We start from the raw sequence: 18,804 nt of genomic DNA on the forward strand, positions 1-18,804 counted from the left end.
ACATTATTTTGCAACGGTCTTAAATCTATCGCATAGCCATATTTAATAAAAAAGCTGCCTCAATAAATTTGAGACAGCTTCTTTTTTGTTTAATAGTTCATTTATTTTTAACGTAACACAACCGTAGATCGTCCCATGATTGCATTATCTTCATATAGCAAAACCGTATAGGCCCCTTTTGAGAACCCCTCTTCTGCTGCCCAATAGACGATATAATCTTCACCTTTGTTGGTAAATAAAATATTGTGTTTAAAGGTATATTGCAATTTCTCTCCATGTACATAGAAAATATTATCACCTTGCACGACCAGATTTCCCTGTGGATCGATAATTCTGACATATATATCACGTTCTCCACTTTTAGCTAACGGATTATCAGCAACGGTAAAGTTGATTTTTAACTTATCGATTTTTTTAGCACGTTCTTCTACGACTTCCTTTCCATTCTTTTTGACTTCAAGTCCATTTATACTGATACTTGAAACCTTCAATGCTGAAGCAGTTGCAACTTTCTCTTTCAGGTCCGAATTTGATGTAACTAAAGAAGTAATTTGTTTTTCTTTTTCAACTACAGATTCGCTCAAATTGGAGTTTTGCTTCGATAAAATTTGATTTTCCTGAATCAGCCGTTGCACATTTACACGATAAGTATCCACCTGCTTCTTAAGCTGATTGATCTTGTGCTGTGCATCATCAATATCTTTTGGAGTAATACTTTTATTTTCAAGCTTTTTACGAAGTACTGCGATCTCCGCCCTAGAATCATCCTTCTGCACAGTCATCTCTGGCGTCAATTGGACATTTTCTACATCAATTTTATCCAATTCAGCTTCAATACGATCGATTTGTACCTGCAGATTTTCTTTTTCTACTGTAAGTGTATAGACCTTTTCACCATTGGTCTTAAACTTGACATAAAAATATATGTTTGTTGCAAGTAATGCTGCTATCGCAATGATAAAGAAGTAAATCTTCGAAGAATCTTTCTTCTTTTCTTCTTCTTTCTTACTCGAAACAACTTCTGAATTTATCATAATATACTGTCATTTTCATAGGTATAAATCTATAAATTTATACTATTGAATGTTTAAACAAAAATTATTCCAGTTTTATTTTTTTTTACCAATTATGAATTATTCAAAATAATTCAAGGTTTCAAATCCGCCTTGTTTTAAGTATTCTTCCTTTCTCATCAGATGAAGATCGGATTGTACCATGTCTGTTACCAACATCTGAAGATCATATTTTGGCGTCCATCCAAGTTTTGTATTTGCTTTTGTCGGATCACCAATAAGTAAATCGACTTCAGTTGGCCTATAATATGCCGGATCAACTTTGACAACAGTCTGACCGAATTTAATCAGCGACTTATCAATATTTAACTGAGCTAAGCGTTCCTCGTCAATATCGATAATTACCCCCTTCTCCTGCTCTCCCTTGCCACTGAACTCAATTTCAATTCCCAATTCTGCAAAAGCCATGCGAACAAAATCCCTAACAGTTGTTGTCACACCTGTAGCAATCACAAAATCTTCTGCGGTTTCTTGTTGTAGAATCAACCACATTGCTTCTACATAATCTTTGGCATGCCCCCAGTCACGTTGTGCGGACAGATTACCAAGATATAATTTATCTTGCAGCCCTAGCGCGATTTTTGCCACAGCCCTGGTAATTTTACGTGTCACAAAAGTTTCTCCTCTTACAGGGCTCTCGTGATTAAATAAAATACCATTACAGGCATACATCTTATAAGCTTCACGGTAATTTACAGTAATCCAATAACCGTACATTTTTGCTACAGCATACGGACTTCGTGGATAAAAGGGTGTTGTTTCACTTTGTGGAACCGCTTGCACCAATCCATACAATTCGGAAGTGGAAGCCTGATAAATACGGGTTTTTTCGATCATTCCCAATAATCTGACCGCCTCAAGAATCCGCAATGTACCGATACCATCTGCATTAGCAGTATATTCTGGCGTATCAAAACTAACCTTTACGTGAGATTGTGCCGCAAGATTGTAAATCTCGTCAGGCTGTGTTTCTTGTATAATACGAATCAAATTGGTTGAATCCGTCAAATCACCAAAATGCAATGTGAAATTTCGATTGTCGAGATGAGGATCTTGATAAAGATGGTCAATACGATCAGTATTGAATAAAGAGCTGCGGCGTTTTAAACCGTGTACTTTGTATCCTTTCTTCAATAGGAATTCTGCTAGATAGGCACCATCTTGTCCTGTTATACCTGTTATTAAAGCAGTTTTCGTGTTTTGTTCAGCCATGTTTCTCTCTAGATTAAGCAATACCTGACGAAATCGTTAGATATTTATCCCATATCCATACATACAATTAGTTTATCCGCGATTAATTTAGCTACGCACAAGATTATCATTCCATACTTGCCGGTCACCGTATTCGTAAACTCATCCGTCTACAGCGCAAATAAATCATAATGAATTGGGAGTGTAAAAGTATTAAATTTTAAACAAAAAAAGCCATAGGAATTCCTATAGCTTTCTGTTATTCTTTTTTTATCGTTTACGTTTAGTTTGAGCGCGTAAAGTTAAAAACTAGATAGGCTTCTCCATTCGCAACAGTCAATGGCATACGCATAACTAATTTATTCCCATCAGAATAAGATAAATCTAAGCGGTAACCTGTTGTGACATTTTTCGCCTTATCGCCCGCATAAATCTTTTTAAATTGAAACTGAGGTTCTCCTAAGCCTTTTCCAGGGTTATAGATAGACCAAAAAATCTCACGTGATGCTCCTGGAGCACATAAAGTTCCTTGCGCATTAAATGTAATTGATCCTTTCCCATTTCCAATAAAATTCCATGTACTACCTACGAAACATTCTGCCGGAGCCTCTTCAAATACACTTTTGATCGTGAATGAAGAAGGTAAATTCTCTCTATCGATTGTATTCAATGTCCACGTTCCTTTTACCGCGGATTTCCAATCCGAAGCGCTAGGACCAGAAGCTGCACTCGTATTGGAAGAAGGATTTCCAGTTGATGTAACTTGCTTTTGTGCTCCACAAGAAAATAAGGTCACCGTAGCAAAAACAGTTGCTAATGATAAAACGAATCGATTCATATGTATAAATTTTAATTTCAAATTGTATTTTTGGGGTAAATTAATCCACAAATCATGAAGATTACAGCCAAAAATCATACCATAAGCAAAATAATCGCAAAAACGCTGTTAAGGTTATTTATCATTTTATTGGCCTTTGCTTCTTATCCGCTTTTTTTAGGACAGGAAGCAAAAAGCAAATTGAATCAAATCAGCCTTGCTTTTACGAACAAGATAGCACTCATAGCTCCTATCTTGTTATTTTGCTTCATCATTGGATTAATGATCGCTGTGCTCAAGCACAAATATAACAGAATTGACCTAAATTGGCTATTTTCTCTTGCTACTATCTTTGGTATTTTATATTTGATATTATTGTATTCAAGAATTTACCCAACGATTGCTTAAGCCCAATTGCACAATTCGCCAAAGTTTCTAACTTTGGATTCTCCAAAACGCTAATTACAGCCGAACAAGATTGGATGTATAATTTATATGGATAAAAAAAAGGGGCTCAAAATAGCCAAAAATATAGCAAAGATTGTCGTTACTGTAGGAGCCTTATACTGGGTATTTAGCAAGGTATCGCTAAAGGATCTGAAAGAAGCCGTCATCAACTCCAATCCTCTCTATCTATTCTTTGCTTTAGTTGCTTATAGTATCTCAATTTTTATTTCTTCTTCGCGCTTATTGACTTTTTTAAAGGCAATCGGTTTAGATGTTACGGAAAAATATAATTTAAAACTGTATCAACTAGGCCTATTTTACAACCTCATTTTACCAGGCGGTGTTGGCGGAGATGGTTATAAAATATTCTTCCTCAGGAAACGATTCAATATTAAAGGACGAAAATTATTTACGGCCTTATTTTTAGATAGATTAAGTGGATTATGGGCACTGTGCCTCATCATTGCAGCGCTAGTTACTTATATGCCACAACTCGGAATTCCAAACTATCTGACCGTTATTCTATTTATAATAGGGAGCGTTCTCTATTACTTTATCGTAACCAAGTTCTTTAAAGAATACAAGGCTACATTTTTAATAGCCCATTTAAAAGCAATCGGTGTGCAATCCATGCAAGTTATTGCAGCAATTCTTATCCTTTATGCACTAGGATTTAGCGGCAAATTTTCTCCTTACCTATTTTTATTCCTTGCATCTTCTCTTGTTTCGATCATTCCGTTTTCAGTGGGTGGTTTAGGGATGCGTGAGCTTGTGATCATGTGGGGAGCGGGCATATTCCACGTCGACTCACACAATGCGGTTTTAATCACCTTGTTATTTTATATTATTTCCGCTCTCGTCGCGCTTTCAGGAATTTATTTTATCTTTCATCCGCAAGCAATTGGAGAGGACAAATTACCTTCCGCAGAAGAAGTTGAACAAAGTCAAAAACTAGAAGAATAAACATGGCAAATATTATTATTACAGGTGCAAGCAGTGGTGTTGGATTTGAAGCGGTGTTGGATTTGACCTCTAAAAAGGACAACAAAGTCATTGCTTTGGCTAGATCAGCAGACAAACTGAGAAAACTTCATGAAATTGCAGGTCAGCTCAACTATGATGGCGGCACCTTATACCCGGCTCAATTTGATATTGTCTACGATGACTATACTACACTTGTTCCCTTCATCCAATCTAAATTTGATAAGGTTGATATCTTGATAAACAATGCTGGAGCACTCATCAATAAGCCATTTATGGAAACTGATGGAAAGGATTTTGCTGAAATGCTACAAACCAATGTAATGGGACATGTAAATATGATACAAAACGTTGTTCCCATGATGCCATCAGGCTCACATATTGTCAATATTGGCAGTATGGGGGGATTTCAGGGATCATTGAAGTTTCCCGGACTTTCGGCATATTCAACCAGCAAAGCCGCATTAGCAGTGCTTACAGAATGCTTAGCGGAGGAGTTTAAGGAAAAAGGAATCAAAGTGAACTGTCTAGCCTTAGGATCTGCTCAGACCGAAATGTTCGAGGCTGCTTTTCCGGGTGTTGAAGCGGGTACTTTAGCCTTTGAAATGGGACGCTATATTGCAGAGTTCGCTCAAAATGGACATCACTATTTCAATGGGAAAATACTTCCTGTAGCCAATACAACACCTTAATTGGAAAGCCCTTCAAAAAAATATCCCTTGATCTAATATAGTCAGGTTGGTGTAATATAGTCAGGGCCATTTAATAGAACATTAAATGGCCCTGATCTTTTACCCCTATTTGATCCGGAAAGAAATACTAAAACTCGCGGCCTTCAGTTCATTAAATCAATTTGTCTTCAATTTAAGCCATTTTGTTAGGTCATCCATCAATTGTTCATTAAAACTCTCTGAGTTTTCAAAATATTCTTCGATTTTTCCAGTTTGCGCATGCTGAAAAAGGTGATTCAAATTGGGATAATCCTTAATGGTGAGGTCAGTAGTCTTTAAGTGCAGGTGTTGGAGACAATAAATGTTTTCATTTGCAGGAACTTGGACGTCCTTTCCGCCAAATGAAGCAAAAACCGGTATTTTTAGCTGCTTCAGATAATAAGCCGGATCGATACGAAGAAATGTTCTAAACCAGGGGCTCATCATTGGACTTAGTTTAATTTTCATATCAGCAGTCAGGGGATTACCGTTATTTTGCTGAATAAGTTCTTTTTCCAACGATTCGGCCAATGCCTTTGGTGGCGCATCTTCCAATAGAATAGTATACAATCTTCGATTATTTGCTTTATTGATCTGTAATGCTGCTTCAGATAATCCGCCCGCTTTTCCTAAAGCATAACTCTGTAAGATCAGTAAAGAATCTCCTTTGATCACTGGGCCAGACAAAAGTGCAATATACTTTACCTTACTGTTCTCGGATGCCACTATTTCGGCAATTAGGGCTCCCTCACTATGCCCGATCATTCCGATTTTATCCACATCTACTATAGCTTTTTTGCTGAGAAAATCAACTGCAGCATTGGCATCAGAGGCAAAATCAATTGTTGTCGCTAAATTAACTTCTCCTTTAGAGCCGCCTACCCCTCGATCATCGTAACGTAATACAGCAAAACCGTTTTTGGTAAGATGATCTGCAAGCACCTTAAATGGCCTGTGACCAAACACTTCAGAATCCCTATTCTGCTGACCGCTACCGTTGACCAACACCAATGCGGGGAATGGTCCACCATTTTTAGGATAAGTCAGAGCGCCCGTAAGAACTGCATTGCCGGCACTATTTTTAAACGAAACTTCCTCTTCCGTATAGCTATAAGGAGGAAAAACATCCTGCTTACGAGAAAGCCCACTCTGTTCATTCTCGCTTCGTACTAAAATCATAGCAGATTCAAAGGGGCCTTGTTTCATCACCCCTTTCATAACATCTTTATCCCGATCCAAAAAGCCCGCATACAGAAGACCTATATTCTTAACATCCATCCAAATGGAATCGTGTTGAATACGTATTTGATTGATTGGAAATTTCTGCGCTGTTTGCATTGGACTCTCAAAGGTACCATTCCCCTTCCCTGCACTATCTTTTTGGATATTGAATACCAGTAGCAGCTTCTGCCCTGAAACCTCAACCTCGCCCTTCCATGAGCCATCAAATGTCTGCGCATGGGTACATGAAAAATGAAAACAAATGATAAATAGGTATAAAATTTTTCTCATTGTCGTTTTTTACTAGAAATTAAACTGTATGCATAAATCCAATATAAAATATAATGCCACAAATACCATACTGATTCCAATCTTCTTATTATTAACGGCTACATTCATACCCTTAACCAATAAATAGAACTGATAGCATAGCAATAAAAAACTGATGATTCCAAACATGCCAAACAAGAGCATCTCCGTTTTATCAACTCCAACCAATGTATGATCGTCGCTTTGCACTGCCTTTAAGACTTCATCCGTAAATTTGTCCTGGTTTAACAATTTCCCTAAAAATAAGGCAAGATAGAGCGGAAATGGAATAATCAGAACGACATTTATGACATCGATGATTCTGGTCTTTCTGTTCAATAACATCCCAGTACCGTAAAGAAGTGTAAAAGGAGCCAAAACCATACAGGCATGAACGCCCAATACAGCCCATATCGAAATCACCCTATCCGGTTGATAGAAATGCATAAAACCATTGAACTGCTGGCCCGATAAATAAATAACATAGCTTGATAACAAAAATCCGATAACACCAGCAAAGAATAACTTCCACTCTGGGAATTCCGCAAATGGATTCTGAAAAATCTGTTTAACTTTCATTTTTTAAGAATTGAGATAAGTTCAGCTGTTCAATCGCAGCCGGATTTTGGGTTCCAATAAGTAATATCTTACCAGTTTCCAATGTAAGTTGCAACCCCATATTACCACGAGCTGAAAAAGCCAGACCTCTCACCCCCCTCCTCAATCCCCATCCACCAAACTCACCGATCGGGTTATAGTTTCGTACCTGAATAGCACGGATATCTGCCCAAAGCGTCCTTTTACGATAGAAATTAAATGGGAAAAAATAGACTTCAATTCCATCTTCACGAATAATAGTTTTTAATCGTAGTATGCCAAATAACCCCCACAATACCAAATTGATCCAAAATCCTGGTAATTGAAATAATGGAACAAAATCCAACTGCAAGATATCATGCCAGTGCACAGAAAAACTGGCTACACTGACCGTTAAAAGGATCAAACATAATAACCAGCTAAAAAAAGATTGGCTTTCGGTAAAAAGCGTATTATTTTTCATCATGACATCATTCTTTGTTCATCAATCATTCGATTTCCCTCGCCACTAAATATTTCTATTTCTGCCAACACTATTTTTATTCATAAGAGCTTTCATTTTTTGAATCAGATCATCCAGGATATTACGAACTGTCGGATAGGATTTTCCCATTTGGTTTGCCATTTCCTTTAAACTTCCTGAGTGTATCAAAAAATTCAGAACAAATTCTTGCTCCTCAACAGTAAGTTGCATTAACACGGGTAATGAAAACTTTCCAACAACTTCGGTTTCACAGGAGTCACACACCAATTTAGCGACTTTTAACTTCGCTTCACAACAAGGGCAATCAACCGGTATTTTTTTCATTAAATAATAACTATATTAATATTATTAAATATAACATTAATAATATTAAAACAAAACACTATAAAATCAATATTTTTTAAAAACCACTGCTTAATGATATATTTGTACCATTAAATAACATTTATGAAGAAGTTTTTAGGCTATTTCCTATCTATAATATTTTGGCTTTGTTTTGGTTTATCCTTGATTATCTTCCACCCTATACAGTGGTTATGTTTAAAGCTGGGTGGATATAATGCACACAAAAAGAGTGTGGATATATTAAATGCCTGTCTCGTTGCCTGCTATTACACCCTATTCAATCGGGTGACGTTTATCGACAATAAAAATATTCCAACAGGGCAACCCATAGTCTTTGTAGCCAATCACCAAAGCACCTTTGATATTCCGCCAATGATCTATTTTTTACGCAGGTTTCATGGGAAATTTATTTCTAAAATTGAACTTGCCAGCGGTATACCTAGCATCTCCTTTAACTTAAAACATGGTGGTGCCGCAAATATAGATCGCAATGACCCCAAACAGTCTATTGCTGAGATATTGAAGCTTGCGAATAATATGAAAACCAAAAACTGGTCCGCGTTTATTTTTCCAGAGGGAACAAGATCGAAAACCGGAAAAATGAAGGCCTTTCATGTTGGCGGAATTGCCACATTACTAAAGAAGAATCCGAACGCACTCGTTGTTCCTATCGCCATCACAGGATCATATGAAATGGTACAATATGGGATGTATCCATTAACCCCATTTCTTCATATGACCTGGGAGGTTCTAAATCCTTTGGATACGGAGGGCAAGAATATTGAAGAGATCGTTAAATTAGCTGAGGAAGCTATAAAACTAAAGGTCGAAAAATTGCAGTAAGCTACTTGACCTGCCTTCCTTTCCAGTCATACTTCCCAACGTTACCCAATATGCCGATATAAGCTAGATAAAGGATATGAGCCAGGCTTAATAAAGGAAGATACCATAAGAGTTCATTTCTGCTTGCGAACCTGGTTAAAGGTTGAATAAAAAGAAATTCGACAGTCATCTTCAATAACAACGCGAACAGTACTACCCAAGCAACAAATTTCACACCACAGAGCGCAAGAACTGCAGCAACCAATATCAATAAGTTGAAAAACCAAATGGAAATCCCCAATGCGATGACACCTTTATTTTTATATTTGGTACTTTTTGAAGCCCAGCGTCTACGCTGACTAATGAATGATTTCAAATCTGGTTTTGCATCTGTATAAACAACGGCATCTTGTGATTTACAAAAGATTATACGATCGGGATATTGTTCTGCTACCTTATGTAAAAAAAGTTCATCATCTCCGGATGCAAGCTCATCAATCCCTTTAAATCCGCCCATTTGTTTAAAAATATCCTTTCGATAGGCCAAATTCGCTCCATTACAGGTCGTTGGTTTTTTATTACCAATACCTGCAGCGCCCAAACCTATCAAATACAAAAATTCCAGGGTCTGCAGTCGTTCAAAAAAACTCTTTTCTTCTGAATACACTACTGGAGAAGATTGTAGATAGGCACCTTCTTTCTCAAATGAACTGATAACTGTCTTTAGCCAGTTCGACCCCATGCGGCAGTCAGCATCTGTAGTGATAATAATTTCGCCATGACAGCAATCTATCGCTCTTGAAATTGCTAATTTCTTGTAGGAATTCAAACGGCCATTTTCGTTCAATTGAATCAGCTTGACACCTTTTTCTTCATATTCTTTCACAATCAAAGACGTACTATCGTCCGAATGGTCATCGATAATAATTAACTCCAGGAGCTCTCTAGGATAATTTTGCCCTAGTATCGATTCAATGGTGCGCCTAATATTTAACTCCTCATTCCGCGCTGCGATAATGACAGATACAGTCATTGTTGGCCTAACAGTATTGTTAGGCTCCGAAAGCAAGAACCAGCCTCTGCGCATCCATAAAACTAGAATTACGTATACGCAGGCAAAAATGATCAATAAATAGTTAAGAATTTGTATCACCGAAAAAATTTATCTTAAAAACAAAAATAGAACCAAATATAGCTGGAAGAATCAAATTGACGAACCAAATACAGGAAACAATAGCCATTACAGCAATTTCCTGTGTGGTAATATAACTATATAGATTGCTTGCAACGAAACTTCTAACACTGAAATCAAAAATATCCAATGTAGGTAGCGCTGCCTGCACAAAAAATAGGATAAAAATCATCAGAACCATGGATAAAAGCGGTAACTCAGGTAGCGTTAGCTTCATCAAGATGATATACTGAGAAGTAAAAATGACAAATCGCGCCAAAGAATTTAAAAGAACAATACGGAGCTCGCGCATTGAATAGTGTTCCAATACTTCAAAGAAAGGCTTAATCCGTTTCAAAAACTTAATTTTGCCGACCAATAAATCGATCCATTTTACATTGAAATATAAGATGACAAATCCTCCGGCATAAATAATTGCAAGTAGCCATACACCAAATTGTACGGTTAAAGGAGTTGAGAGAAATTTACAGATAAACCAAGCGATACTTAATGATCCCGCAACGCTTGTGAGCACCAATTGTGCAAATAATCCAACGCCCATCGCCACGGCTCCTTTTGCCCGATGTTGAGGCTGTAAAAAAAGAACGCGTCCACCATACTCTCCAATCCTATTGGGAGTAAAAATAGCCCAGGTAAGTCCGCAAAAAACGGATTGGAAGGCCTGCCAAAATGAAATACGTTCCAGTTTAGAGGCAAGATACTGCCATTTAACGACTTCAAGCAACCAATTTACAAGCATTAACACCACGATCAAAACCAGGGTCCAAACAACAGAATGTTGTTCTAAACCTGCTACTAGGGTTTTAAACTTCGCAATATTACTTTTATCAGATACTTTCACGGCAATATACCAGGTCGCCAGGGCGAAAACCAGCATCTTCAATAAAAGACTGATGTATTTTTTTTGTCTTCCAGTCAACTTTCGATAATTAGAGAGCAATGTTACTAAATTTTAGCCAAATGATTAAGTTTTGTCGAATGCAATCCGCGAATAAAACGCAAAATTTGTAATATTGTATATGCAGAAGGAAAAGGCGAAAGAAAGAATAATTTTAGGGATCGACCCCGGTACCGTTGTACTGGGATATGGTATCATCAAAGAAGTTGGCAATAACATATCCTTGATCTCAATGGGGGTCATCAAAATGGGACATTTAGACGATCATGCTCTAAAACTACAACGTATTTTCAAAAAAACTTCGGCTTTAATGCAGGAATATAATCCCGACTGCGTAGCCCTTGAATCACCATTTTATGGCAAAAACATACAGGTCATGCTCAAACTAGGGCGAGCTCAAGGTGTTGCTATGGCGGCGGCGCTGGCGCAAGATATTCCGATCTTTGAATATTCTCCAAGAAAGATAAAACAATCCGTTACAGGAAATGGAAATGCGACAAAGGAGCAGGTTTCCGCTATGCTAAAAAATCTATTAAAATTTGAGGAAACACCACAATTTTTAGATGCCACCGACGGATTGGCAATTGCTGTCTGCCACTCGTTTCAGAAAAATGCAGTATCAGGCAACAGTAAGTCGTACACGGGATGGTCCGCCTTTATCAAAGATAACAAGGATCGAATCAAGTAATCACATTTGCACCTGACGAATCACATTCTTCACATTCAATTCCACAATATCCGTCATCGTTTTACACTTGAGGTAGGAGTTGTTCTGATAAAATTCAGCATAGCCCTCACGTAACTGTTTGATATTCTCCTGGGTCGAGAGCACCTGCGTTTGCGAGGCATCCCTCAGATCAGCGATCCGATGTCTTTCGCTTCGAACTCTATGCACAATAGAGGAACGCTCCTCTTGTTGGTATTGCAGTACTGTTTTTTCATTGAGATGTTCCATCGCCAGTTTGACATAGGGAAGATTCTCCTTAAAAAATTGCGGCATATATACCTTCGGATTTCCTTCATAAAACTGCTGGTCAAAATCTATTGCCCGAATTCGAAACTGGAAATCATCAAAATCTGGTGTAATCTGCATCACGAAATTGTATGCCCGCATATCCCCCAACAACGTAATAATACATCGCTCATTAAACTTGACAAATTCTTTGGAAATCCGGGTCAGATTATAATCAGGCGAGAACATACGTGTTTTCGAAAAAGTGTCTCCCGGAATTCCAACAATATGTTCCTCAACCAAGGTATCATGGTCTACCATATAATTCACCTGATTGGGCGACAATATTTCTTCCAACTCCAGTCCATATATTCTTGATGCATCGGCCTGCTTGATGTAAAAATAATCATACACATCATTTAAACGGTTCACGATACGAATACGAAAGGGTTTCGTATTGCCAAAGCCGCAGTACTCGACACGATCAATATATTTATGCTGGACGATTCGCGTATTACCTGATGCTTTCAATTTAGCATAAATCACCTTCAACCCGTCATATAATTGGTCAATGAGATATTGTGGATACAGTGGAGTCTCCCAAAAAGTATCGTTGCCAAATTTATCCATAACAGGTACTGTCTCCGTAAAATTCAGTAGATCCTTATATCCTATAGGCAATTTTTCATCTCGCTGATACAGCTTAAGGTATTTATGAAGTCCTTCCCCTACTTCAAAAATCGGCTTCTTTTTCGAAATCTTTACATCTTGAACTTCTTCCATCGCTATTCCGTATTTGATTTTTCGTTTACTCAAACATCACACGGTTGGCTACATTTTTAACCTAACAACCGCTAAATACGAACTGATTAGATTGTTAATAGGCCAACTGCATTTCCTACTTCTTAAAAAGGCAATACTAAATTAATTTATCATAATCCTGATTTCAAACATGAAAACAATCACTTAACCTATAATAAGATCACCATGAAACAATTATAATCACTTTCAATCAAAAACATATAACATTATCAATATGAATAAGTATTTTTTATTAAATTTACATCTATAAACCGAAAATTCTTAGTAATTTTGAAATAAATTTAATTACTTTAGCTATTGGTCCGATTTTGATGCAACGGCCAATTAATGAACACAAAAACCATTGTTAATGGAAAATCAATATGCAAACTATGATCTAGACAATTTGGATATCCAAATCTTGTCTATTCTAATGAACGATGCCTCTATTCCTTATACAGAAATAGCAAAAAAGCTAATTGTATCAGGTGGTACAATTCACGTTAGAATGAAGAAGATGGAAGAATTAGGTATCATTAGAGGGTCAAATCTAATTATCAATCCTCAAAAAGTCGGATTTGATATCACGGCCTTTTTGGGTATCTATCTTGAAAAAGGTTCACAATATGCAGATGCGGTAGATAAATTGAAAGAAATCAAAGAAGTGGTCGAATTACATTATTGTACTGGCCAATACAGTATTTTTGCAAAAATCATCTGTAGAGATACAGTTCACCTCAGAAAAGTATTGAATGAAGATATTCAATCCGTACCTGGGATTCAACGTACCGAGACGATCATCTCTCTCGAAGAGAGTATCAAACGTCAAATCAGCTTAGTCTAGTATAAAAAAAGCTTCCATAAAAATGGAAGCTTTTTTTATACTATCTGTTCTAACATTTCGATATAGAGATCGATCCCTGCTCTAATTTCATCGATATAGATAAACTCATCCGCCATATGTGACCGAGCGCTATCACCAGGCCCCAACTTCAGAGAAGGGACAGGAATAAGAGCCTGATCGCTCATCGTCGGCGATCCATATACCTTACGCCCCAGGACAACACCTGCTTTGACAATTGGATGCGTTTCAGGAATAGAAGAAGACTTCAGACGCGTCGATCTCGCTGTGACCTCTGATTTTACATGAGACTTGATAATATCCAACGTCTCTTCATTCGAATAAGCATCTGTGGTTCTGACATCGACAACAAAGTTACAAGTAGCCGGTATCACATTATGTTGTGATCCCGCCTGAATTACTGTCACCGACATCTTAATCGGGCCTAAGGTTGACGAAGTCCTTTCAAACGTATAATTTTGAAACCATTCAATATCCCTAATCGCTTTGTAGATTGCATTATCGCCCTCATTACGTGCGGCATGTCCAGCTGTCCCTAATGCTGTACAATCCAACACCATCAGTCCCTTTTCTGCAATTGCCAAATCCAATAAGGTAGGTTCACCCACAATTGCAAAATCAATTGAACCGATATCATCCAAAACAGATTCTACACCGTTCTTACCTGAGATCTCTTCTTCGGCACTAGCGACAAGACAGAAGTTATACTTCAAGTCCGTATGCTGGTAAAAATACAAAAATGTAGCTATCAATGATACCAAACAGCCTCCGGCATCGTTGCTCCCCAATCCGTACAATTTACCTTCCTCTACAGTCGCCGCCAAAGGATCTCTTGTATAACCTGTATTTGGTTTTACTGTATCGTGATGGGAGTTGAGTAATATCGTAGGTCTGGTGCTATCATAATGAGCGTTATATACCCAGACATTATTGCCTTTTCGATGTGTTTTGATATCACGCTCCTGAAAGAAGCGAACAATTAAATCCGCTGTGAACTCTTCCTCTTTACTTAAAGACGATAGTCCAATTAATTGTTTTAAAAGGGCCAAAGCATCTTCAAATAAGCCCTGCTTATCCTTCATGGTATAGTCCTCCTGCTTTATCCGCAGATAGTTTAATTCCTTTTATAAAAGCAGAACTAAAACCATTATGTTCCATTTCGTTCAATCCCGCTATTGTACAGCCCTTCGGTGATGTTACCTTATCAATCTCTCCTTCTGGATGAGCATTGGTGTGCAATAACAAATCAGCAGCGCCTTTTGCAGTTTGAACCGCCATCTTTAATGCATCATGCGCATGAAATCCGATTTCAACTCCACCTTGTGAAGCAGCACGAATCGCACGTAGGAAGAATGCGATACCGCAAGCACACAACGCTGTTGCCGATGTCATCAGGTCTTCATTAATTACAACCACTGAACCAACAGTTTCAAACATCTTCTCAACCTCTTTCAAACTATCCTCTGAAGCATTGTCACTGGCAATACACGTCATTGATTGCGCTATTGCAATTGCCGTATTGGGCATTGCTCGTATCACTGTGGCATCTGCCCCCAACTCTGCTTTTAAATCGGCACAAGAAACTCCCGACACAATAGAGACAAAAATCTGATTGGTCTTTTCAATTACAGGAGCCACTTCCACCAATACCTTTTTTAGTTGTTGAGGTAGGATTGCGAAAACAACAATATCAGCCCCCTTTACAGCGAGTTTATTATCATTACTTATTGAGAAGCCTTGGCGCGCTTCTTCGGCCAGTGCATTCAAATTTCTCCTCGTCAAGGTAATATCGGCAGCATGGGCAAATTCACTTTTTACAAGTCCTTTTGCCAAAGAAAGACCGATATTACCGCTTCCGATAATGGTGACCTTTTTCATAGCGATCGTTGGGTTTAGGTTAGATTTTTATTTTAATGTCAAGCAAGTGCCAAATTGTCCTTGTTGAAACAAATGCAGATTATTAGCATTTCCAATATAGACCTCTTGAACACCTTTATTTATAGCATTGAATGCATTTTGCAACTTAGGGATCATCCCGTCATTCACCACGTCGGACTCCTTAAGATGTTCAAACTCTTCTGACTTAATCGTTGGGATTACTGAATTCTCATCCGTTACATCGCGTAAAACGCCGTTCTTCTCGAAACAATAAACCAAAGAAGTTTCATATAATGAAGCCAAAGACACCGCCAATGAAGAAGCTATAGTATCCGCGTTGGTATTGAGCAATTGTCCAAGGCCATTGTGTGTAATAGCTGAAAACACAGGAACAAACCCTGCTTCCAAAAACTTCTTGATGGCCAGGGTATTTACAGAGTCATGCAACAAATCACCTACAAAGCCATAATCGACATCTTTTACAGGACGCTTTATAGCTTTTATGACATCCCCATCAGCTCCGGTTAATCCAACAGCATCGCATTTCAAATTTTGCAACTTAGCAACGATTGTCTTGTTTGTCAAGCCAGCGTACACCATTGTTACAATGCGTAACATTTCCTCATTTGTCACACGACGCCCTTCTATCATTTGGGCTTCAATTCCCAGTTCACTAGCAAGGCGAGTCGCTATTTTACCACCGCCATGTACAAGAATCTTTTTCCCTGACAATGCAGAGAACTTTTCTAAAAAAGAATCCAATTGGCGTTCATCATCAATAATATTCCCGCCAATTTTAATTATATTTAATACACTATTAGCCATTACGCAACTTTTCCCAATAAAAATAGTTTTTCAATAATTTATAGGATTGGACTATGCCAAATCCTCTAACATACGTTTCAAAACAACCTGAGCAGCCCATACGCGGTTGCTAGCCTCTTTAATCACGAGTGAATTTGGTCCATCTAAAATCTCAGAAGACAATTCAAGATCTCTTCTTACTGGCAAACAATGCATTACTTTGGCATCATTCGTCAAATTGAGCTTCTTGTTATCCATCATCCAATCTTCATCAACACCATATACCTCGCCATATTCTTGATAAGAAGACCAGTTTTTCACATAGACAAAATCAGCATTCTTTAAACTTTCCCCAAGATTATTAGATATGGTTGCTCCAGCGGTAAATTCTTCACTTAACTCATAGCCCATAGGCTGAGCTATCGTAAAATCGACCAATCCCTCTTCTTGTGCTTTGCACATCCATTCTGCGAAAGAATTAGGTACTGCCTGAGGTAATGCCTTAACGTGTGGGGCCCAAGCCAATACCACTTTCGGCTTTTCAGTCTTCTTGTACTCAGTGATGGTAATCATATCTGTCAAACTCTGCAGTGGATGGCGTGTTGCACTCTCTAAGGAAACAACAGGAACACCACAGTACTTAATGAATTTGTTGAACAGGTCTTCGCTATAATCCTCTTCACGATCTTTCAATTTTGGAAAGGAACGTAGTCCCAAAATATCACAATACTCGCCCATAACAGCAGCGGCCTCGCGGATATGTTCAACAGTTGTCCCGTTCATCACAACACCATCCTGTGTTTCAAGCGCCCAACCATCTTTATCCATATTCATGACCATCACATTCATGCCCAAATTCATTGCCGCTTTTTGTGTGCTCAAACGCGTACGCAAACTCGGATTCAAAAATACAAGTCCCAACGTTTTATGTTGACCAAGGTCCTGATTGTCATATGGTGCCGCTTTCAAAGCTAACGCTTCTTGAACAACGTCTGCTACACTAGACACATCCTTAACAGAGAAAAACTTTTTCATCTATATCTATTAATTCGAGTGTATTTTCAACGGGCAATCAATAGGCCTGTCACACTCAGTATATATTCTAACTACTACAGCGCAATCAAATTTACACTAGCCAACGTGCGGCTGTTGGACAATTTAATCGACAGCTTTAAGGTTCTATGCAACCGTTACTGCTTTGATATGTGCTTTCAATGCTGATAAAAACTGATCAGCATGATCTTTCGTAATATTCAAAGCAGGCAACAAGCGAATTACGAAAGGTTTAGCCTCCCCTGTAAAGATACGGTTCTTTAGCAAAAGATCTTTCTTTACATGAGCCAAAGATTCAGGTAGTTCTATACCGATCATTAATCCTCTTCCCCTCACTTCAACAATATCTTCGATTTGTTTAAGCTCATCAATAAGATATTGTCCGACTTGCGCCGCATTCTCCATCAACTTATCTTGTTGGATAACTTCCAATACAGCCAGTGCGGCAGCACATGCGAGATGATTGCCACCAAATGTCGTTCCCAGACTCCCGTAAGTCGCCTTAAATTTGGGCGATATACTGATTGCACCAATTGGAAAACCATTGCCCATCCCTTTTGCCATCGTGTAAATATCGGCTTCAACGCCCGAATAATCCTGCGCATAGAATAAGCCTGTTCTTCCATACCCACATTGTACTTCATCTGCAATAAACAAGGCATTATATTGATCAGAAAGAGAGCGAATCAACTGAAGAAACGATACTGACGCTTCCCTGATTCCACCTACGCCCTGAATACTTTCTACGATAACAGATGAAATTTCATTACCATATGATGCGAAAGCCTCCGTTAAAGCCGCTTCATCATTGAAAGGAAGAAATACAATATTATCGGTCTCGTTGACAGGAGCCACGATACTCGGGTTATCTGTTGCCGCTACGGCCAATGAGGTTCTTCCATGAAAAGCTTTTGAAAACGCTACGACCTTTTTCCGCTTATTGTAAAAAGAAGCCAGCTTCAATGCGTTTTCGTTTGCTTCCGCACCCGAATTGCAAAGAAATAAATCATAATCAACCTTTCCCGAAACTTCCCCTAACAATCGGGCAAGTTCACGCTGAATTGGAATCTCGACAGAGTTGGAATAGAACCCAATACGGTTCAATTGTTCTGTGATGCGTTGTACATAATGTGGGTGCGTGTGTCCGATCGATATCACAGCATGGCCACCATACAAGTCCAAGTAAGCATTTCCTTCGGCATCCCACACCGTTGATCCATTAGCCTTTATTATGTTAATGGGATTAATGGGATAAACATCAAATGGTTTCATCTTAATGAATTATAGATTGATAAACGAAATAGCTAGTAATAGAAAAAGCTATCAGATTTTAGCAATACAAATATATTAGTTATAACGGTAGGAAT

The 18,804-nt window shown here is 38.2% G+C and carries 21 protein-coding genes; 6 read left to right on the forward strand and 15 right to left on the reverse strand.

Features of this window, described 5'->3' with window-relative positions; translation table 11 throughout:
• Positions 1-107: 107 nt before the first annotated feature.
• The 3 genes from B3H30_RS00005 to B3H30_RS00015 all read right to left on the reverse strand — a co-directional run bounded on the left by B3H30_RS00005 (position 108) and on the right by B3H30_RS00015 (position 3,102).
• A complete protein-coding gene (locus B3H30_RS00005) occupies positions 108-1,034 on the reverse strand; it encodes a hypothetical protein (RefSeq protein WP_112373909.1) in 927 nt (308 codons plus the stop codon).
• Between the two features lie 99 nt (positions 1,035-1,133).
• Positions 1,134-2,285: a GDP-mannose 4,6-dehydratase gene (gmd, locus tag B3H30_RS00010; RefSeq protein WP_046674906.1), complete on the reverse strand. Its 1,152-nt coding sequence runs from the start codon at positions 2,283-2,285 to the stop codon at positions 1,134-1,136.
• A 262-nt stretch (positions 2,286-2,547) separates the two neighbouring features.
• Positions 2,548-3,102, reverse strand: a complete 555-nt coding sequence (locus B3H30_RS00015; protein ID WP_070570419.1) for a lipocalin family protein — start codon at positions 3,100-3,102, stop codon at positions 2,548-2,550.
• Positions 3,103-3,156: 54 nt separating this feature from the next.
• On the opposite strand from B3H30_RS00015, the gene B3H30_RS00020 reads away from it, so the two are divergent.
• The 3 genes from B3H30_RS00020 to B3H30_RS00030 all read left to right on the forward strand — a co-directional run bounded on the left by B3H30_RS00020 (position 3,157) and on the right by B3H30_RS00030 (position 5,201).
• Complete coding sequence (locus B3H30_RS00020) at positions 3,157-3,489, forward strand: hypothetical protein (protein WP_046674904.1); 333 nt, start codon at positions 3,157-3,159, stop codon at positions 3,487-3,489.
• Positions 3,490-3,576: 87 nt separating this feature from the next.
• On the forward strand, positions 3,577-4,491 hold the full coding sequence (locus B3H30_RS00025) for a lysylphosphatidylglycerol synthase transmembrane domain-containing protein (RefSeq protein WP_070570365.1): 915 nt from the start codon (positions 3,577-3,579) through the stop codon (positions 4,489-4,491).
• A 2-nt stretch (positions 4,492-4,493) separates the two neighbouring features.
• The gene (locus B3H30_RS00030) at positions 4,494-5,201 is read left to right on the forward strand and encodes an SDR family NAD(P)-dependent oxidoreductase (RefSeq protein WP_070570367.1); all 708 of its coding nucleotides are present in this window, start codon (positions 4,494-4,496) and stop codon (positions 5,199-5,201) included.
• A gap of 156 nt (positions 5,202-5,357) precedes the next feature.
• On the opposite strand, the gene B3H30_RS00035 is transcribed toward B3H30_RS00030, so the two are convergent.
• Genes B3H30_RS00035 through B3H30_RS00050 form a run of 4 tightly spaced genes read right to left on the reverse strand, consistent with a single transcriptional unit; the run spans position 5,358 to position 8,154 of the window.
• Positions 5,358-6,731, reverse strand: coding sequence for an alpha/beta hydrolase family protein (locus B3H30_RS00035; RefSeq protein WP_070570369.1), 1,374 nt, complete (start codon positions 6,729-6,731; stop codon positions 5,358-5,360).
• Between the two features lie 12 nt (positions 6,732-6,743).
• On the reverse strand, positions 6,744-7,328 hold the full coding sequence (locus B3H30_RS00040; protein WP_286777007.1) for a hypothetical protein: 585 nt from the start codon (positions 7,326-7,328) through the stop codon (positions 6,744-6,746).
• Positions 7,318-7,812: a hypothetical protein gene (locus tag B3H30_RS00045; protein ID WP_139145106.1), complete on the reverse strand. Its 495-nt coding sequence runs from the start codon at positions 7,810-7,812 to the stop codon at positions 7,318-7,320. Before B3H30_RS00045 ends, B3H30_RS00040 begins: the two co-directional genes overlap by 11 nt.
• Before the next feature lie 42 nt (positions 7,813-7,854).
• Complete coding sequence (locus B3H30_RS00050) at positions 7,855-8,154, reverse strand: DUF2089 family protein (RefSeq protein WP_070570375.1); 300 nt, start codon at positions 8,152-8,154, stop codon at positions 7,855-7,857.
• Positions 8,155-8,277: 123 nt separating this feature from the next.
• Here B3H30_RS00050 and B3H30_RS00055 point away from each other — a divergent pair, with 123 nt between their 5' ends.
• Positions 8,278-9,018, forward strand: coding sequence for a lysophospholipid acyltransferase family protein (locus B3H30_RS00055; RefSeq protein ID WP_070570377.1), 741 nt, complete (start codon positions 8,278-8,280; stop codon positions 9,016-9,018).
• Between the two features lies 1 nt (position 9,019).
• On the opposite strand, the gene B3H30_RS00060 is transcribed toward B3H30_RS00055, so the two are convergent.
• Positions 9,020-10,150: a glycosyltransferase family 2 protein gene (locus B3H30_RS00060; protein WP_070570379.1), complete on the reverse strand. Its 1,131-nt coding sequence runs from the start codon at positions 10,148-10,150 to the stop codon at positions 9,020-9,022.
• The gene (locus B3H30_RS00065) at positions 10,134-11,108 is read right to left on the reverse strand and encodes a lysylphosphatidylglycerol synthase domain-containing protein (RefSeq protein WP_070570381.1); all 975 of its coding nucleotides are present in this window, start codon (positions 11,106-11,108) and stop codon (positions 10,134-10,136) included. The genes B3H30_RS00060 and B3H30_RS00065 overlap by 17 nt, the downstream gene beginning before the upstream one ends.
• 100 nt (positions 11,109-11,208) lie before the next feature.
• On the opposite strand from B3H30_RS00065, the gene ruvC reads away from it, so the two are divergent.
• Complete coding sequence (gene ruvC, locus B3H30_RS00070) at positions 11,209-11,775, forward strand: crossover junction endodeoxyribonuclease RuvC (RefSeq protein WP_046674896.1); 567 nt, start codon at positions 11,209-11,211, stop codon at positions 11,773-11,775.
• On the opposite strand, the gene B3H30_RS00075 is transcribed toward ruvC, so the two are convergent.
• On the reverse strand, positions 11,776-12,822 hold the full coding sequence (locus B3H30_RS00075; protein ID WP_046674895.1) for a hypothetical protein: 1,047 nt from the start codon (positions 12,820-12,822) through the stop codon (positions 11,776-11,778). It abuts the gene before it with no gap.
• 388 nt (positions 12,823-13,210) lie between these two features.
• On the opposite strand from B3H30_RS00075, the gene B3H30_RS00080 reads away from it, so the two are divergent.
• Positions 13,211-13,684 carry an Lrp/AsnC ligand binding domain-containing protein gene (locus B3H30_RS00080; protein WP_046674894.1) on the forward strand — a complete coding sequence of 158 codons (474 nt, stop codon included), beginning with the start codon at positions 13,211-13,213 and terminating at the stop codon, positions 13,682-13,684.
• 35 nt (positions 13,685-13,719) lie between these two features.
• On the opposite strand, the gene B3H30_RS00085 is transcribed toward B3H30_RS00080, so the two are convergent.
• The 5 genes from B3H30_RS00085 to B3H30_RS00105 all read right to left on the reverse strand — a co-directional run bounded on the left by B3H30_RS00085 (position 13,720) and on the right by B3H30_RS00105 (position 18,709).
• The gene (locus B3H30_RS00085; protein ID WP_070570383.1) at positions 13,720-14,784 is read right to left on the reverse strand and encodes a M20 family metallo-hydrolase; all 1,065 of its coding nucleotides are present in this window, start codon (positions 14,782-14,784) and stop codon (positions 13,720-13,722) included.
• Positions 14,774-15,580 carry a pyrroline-5-carboxylate reductase gene (gene proC / locus B3H30_RS00090; RefSeq protein ID WP_070570386.1) on the reverse strand — a complete coding sequence of 269 codons (807 nt, stop codon included), beginning with the start codon at positions 15,578-15,580 and terminating at the stop codon, positions 14,774-14,776. The genes B3H30_RS00085 and proC overlap by 11 nt, the downstream gene beginning before the upstream one ends.
• A 27-nt stretch (positions 15,581-15,607) precedes the next feature.
• Complete coding sequence (gene argB, locus B3H30_RS00095) at positions 15,608-16,405, reverse strand: acetylglutamate kinase (protein WP_286832950.1); 798 nt, start codon at positions 16,403-16,405, stop codon at positions 15,608-15,610.
• Between the two features lie 51 nt (positions 16,406-16,456).
• Entirely contained in the window at positions 16,457-17,419 is a 963-nt protein-coding gene (locus B3H30_RS00100) for an acetylornithine carbamoyltransferase (RefSeq protein WP_070570390.1), read from the reverse strand.
• Positions 17,420-17,563: 144 nt separating this feature from the next.
• Positions 17,564-18,709: an aspartate aminotransferase family protein gene (locus tag B3H30_RS00105; protein ID WP_286710239.1), complete on the reverse strand. Its 1,146-nt coding sequence runs from the start codon at positions 18,707-18,709 to the stop codon at positions 17,564-17,566.
• Positions 18,710-18,804 lie beyond the last annotated feature (95 nt).

This window comes from Sphingobacterium sp. UBA7038 (genome assembly GCF_002494055.1).
Taxonomy (GTDB): domain Bacteria; phylum Bacteroidota; class Bacteroidia; order Sphingobacteriales; family Sphingobacteriaceae; genus Sphingobacterium; species Sphingobacterium multivorum.

Bases quoted from the DNA above. Each gene is read 5' to 3' on its own strand.
- B3H30_RS00005 (WP_112373909.1), bottom strand. From the start codon at position 1,034: ATGATAAATTCAGAAGTTGTTTCGAGTAAGAAAGAAGAAGAAAAGAAG.
- gmd (WP_046674906.1), bottom strand. From the start codon at position 2,285: ATGGCTGAACAAAACACGAAAACTGCTTTAATAACAGGTATAACAGGA.
- B3H30_RS00015 (WP_070570419.1), bottom strand. From the start codon at position 3,102: ATGAATCGATTCGTTTTATCATTAGCAACTGTTTTTGCTACGGTGACC.
- B3H30_RS00020 (WP_046674904.1), top strand. From the start codon at position 3,157: ATGAAGATTACAGCCAAAAATCATACCATAAGCAAAATAATCGCAAAA.
- B3H30_RS00025 (WP_070570365.1), top strand. From the start codon at position 3,577: ATGGATAAAAAAAAGGGGCTCAAAATAGCCAAAAATATAGCAAAGATT.
- B3H30_RS00030 (WP_070570367.1), top strand. From the start codon at position 4,494: ATGGCAAATATTATTATTACAGGTGCAAGCAGTGGTGTTGGATTTGAA.
- B3H30_RS00035 (WP_070570369.1), bottom strand. From the start codon at position 6,731: ATGAGAAAAATTTTATACCTATTTATCATTTGTTTTCATTTTTCATGT.
- B3H30_RS00040 (WP_286777007.1), bottom strand. From the start codon at position 7,328: ATGAAAGTTAAACAGATTTTTCAGAATCCATTTGCGGAATTCCCAGAG.
- B3H30_RS00045 (WP_139145106.1), bottom strand. From the start codon at position 7,812: ATGATGAAAAATAATACGCTTTTTACCGAAAGCCAATCTTTTTTTAGC.
- B3H30_RS00050 (WP_070570375.1), bottom strand. From the start codon at position 8,154: ATGAAAAAAATACCGGTTGATTGCCCTTGTTGTGAAGCGAAGTTAAAA.
- B3H30_RS00055 (WP_070570377.1), top strand. From the start codon at position 8,278: ATGAAGAAGTTTTTAGGCTATTTCCTATCTATAATATTTTGGCTTTGT.
- ruvC (WP_046674896.1), top strand. From the start codon at position 11,209: ATGCAGAAGGAAAAGGCGAAAGAAAGAATAATTTTAGGGATCGACCCC.
- B3H30_RS00075 (WP_046674895.1), bottom strand. From the start codon at position 12,822: ATGGAAGAAGTTCAAGATGTAAAGATTTCGAAAAAGAAGCCGATTTTT.
- B3H30_RS00080 (WP_046674894.1), top strand. From the start codon at position 13,211: ATGGAAAATCAATATGCAAACTATGATCTAGACAATTTGGATATCCAA.
- B3H30_RS00085 (WP_070570383.1), bottom strand. From the start codon at position 14,784: ATGAAGGATAAGCAGGGCTTATTTGAAGATGCTTTGGCCCTTTTAAAA.
- proC (WP_070570386.1), bottom strand. From the start codon at position 15,580: ATGAAAAAGGTCACCATTATCGGAAGCGGTAATATCGGTCTTTCTTTG.
- argB (WP_286832950.1), bottom strand. From the start codon at position 16,405: ATGGCTAATAGTGTATTAAATATAATTAAAATTGGCGGGAATATTATT.
- B3H30_RS00100 (WP_070570390.1), bottom strand. From the start codon at position 17,419: ATGAAAAAGTTTTTCTCTGTTAAGGATGTGTCTAGTGTAGCAGACGTT.
- B3H30_RS00105 (WP_286710239.1), bottom strand. From the start codon at position 18,709: ATGAAACCATTTGATGTTTATCCCATTAATCCCATTAACATAATAAAG.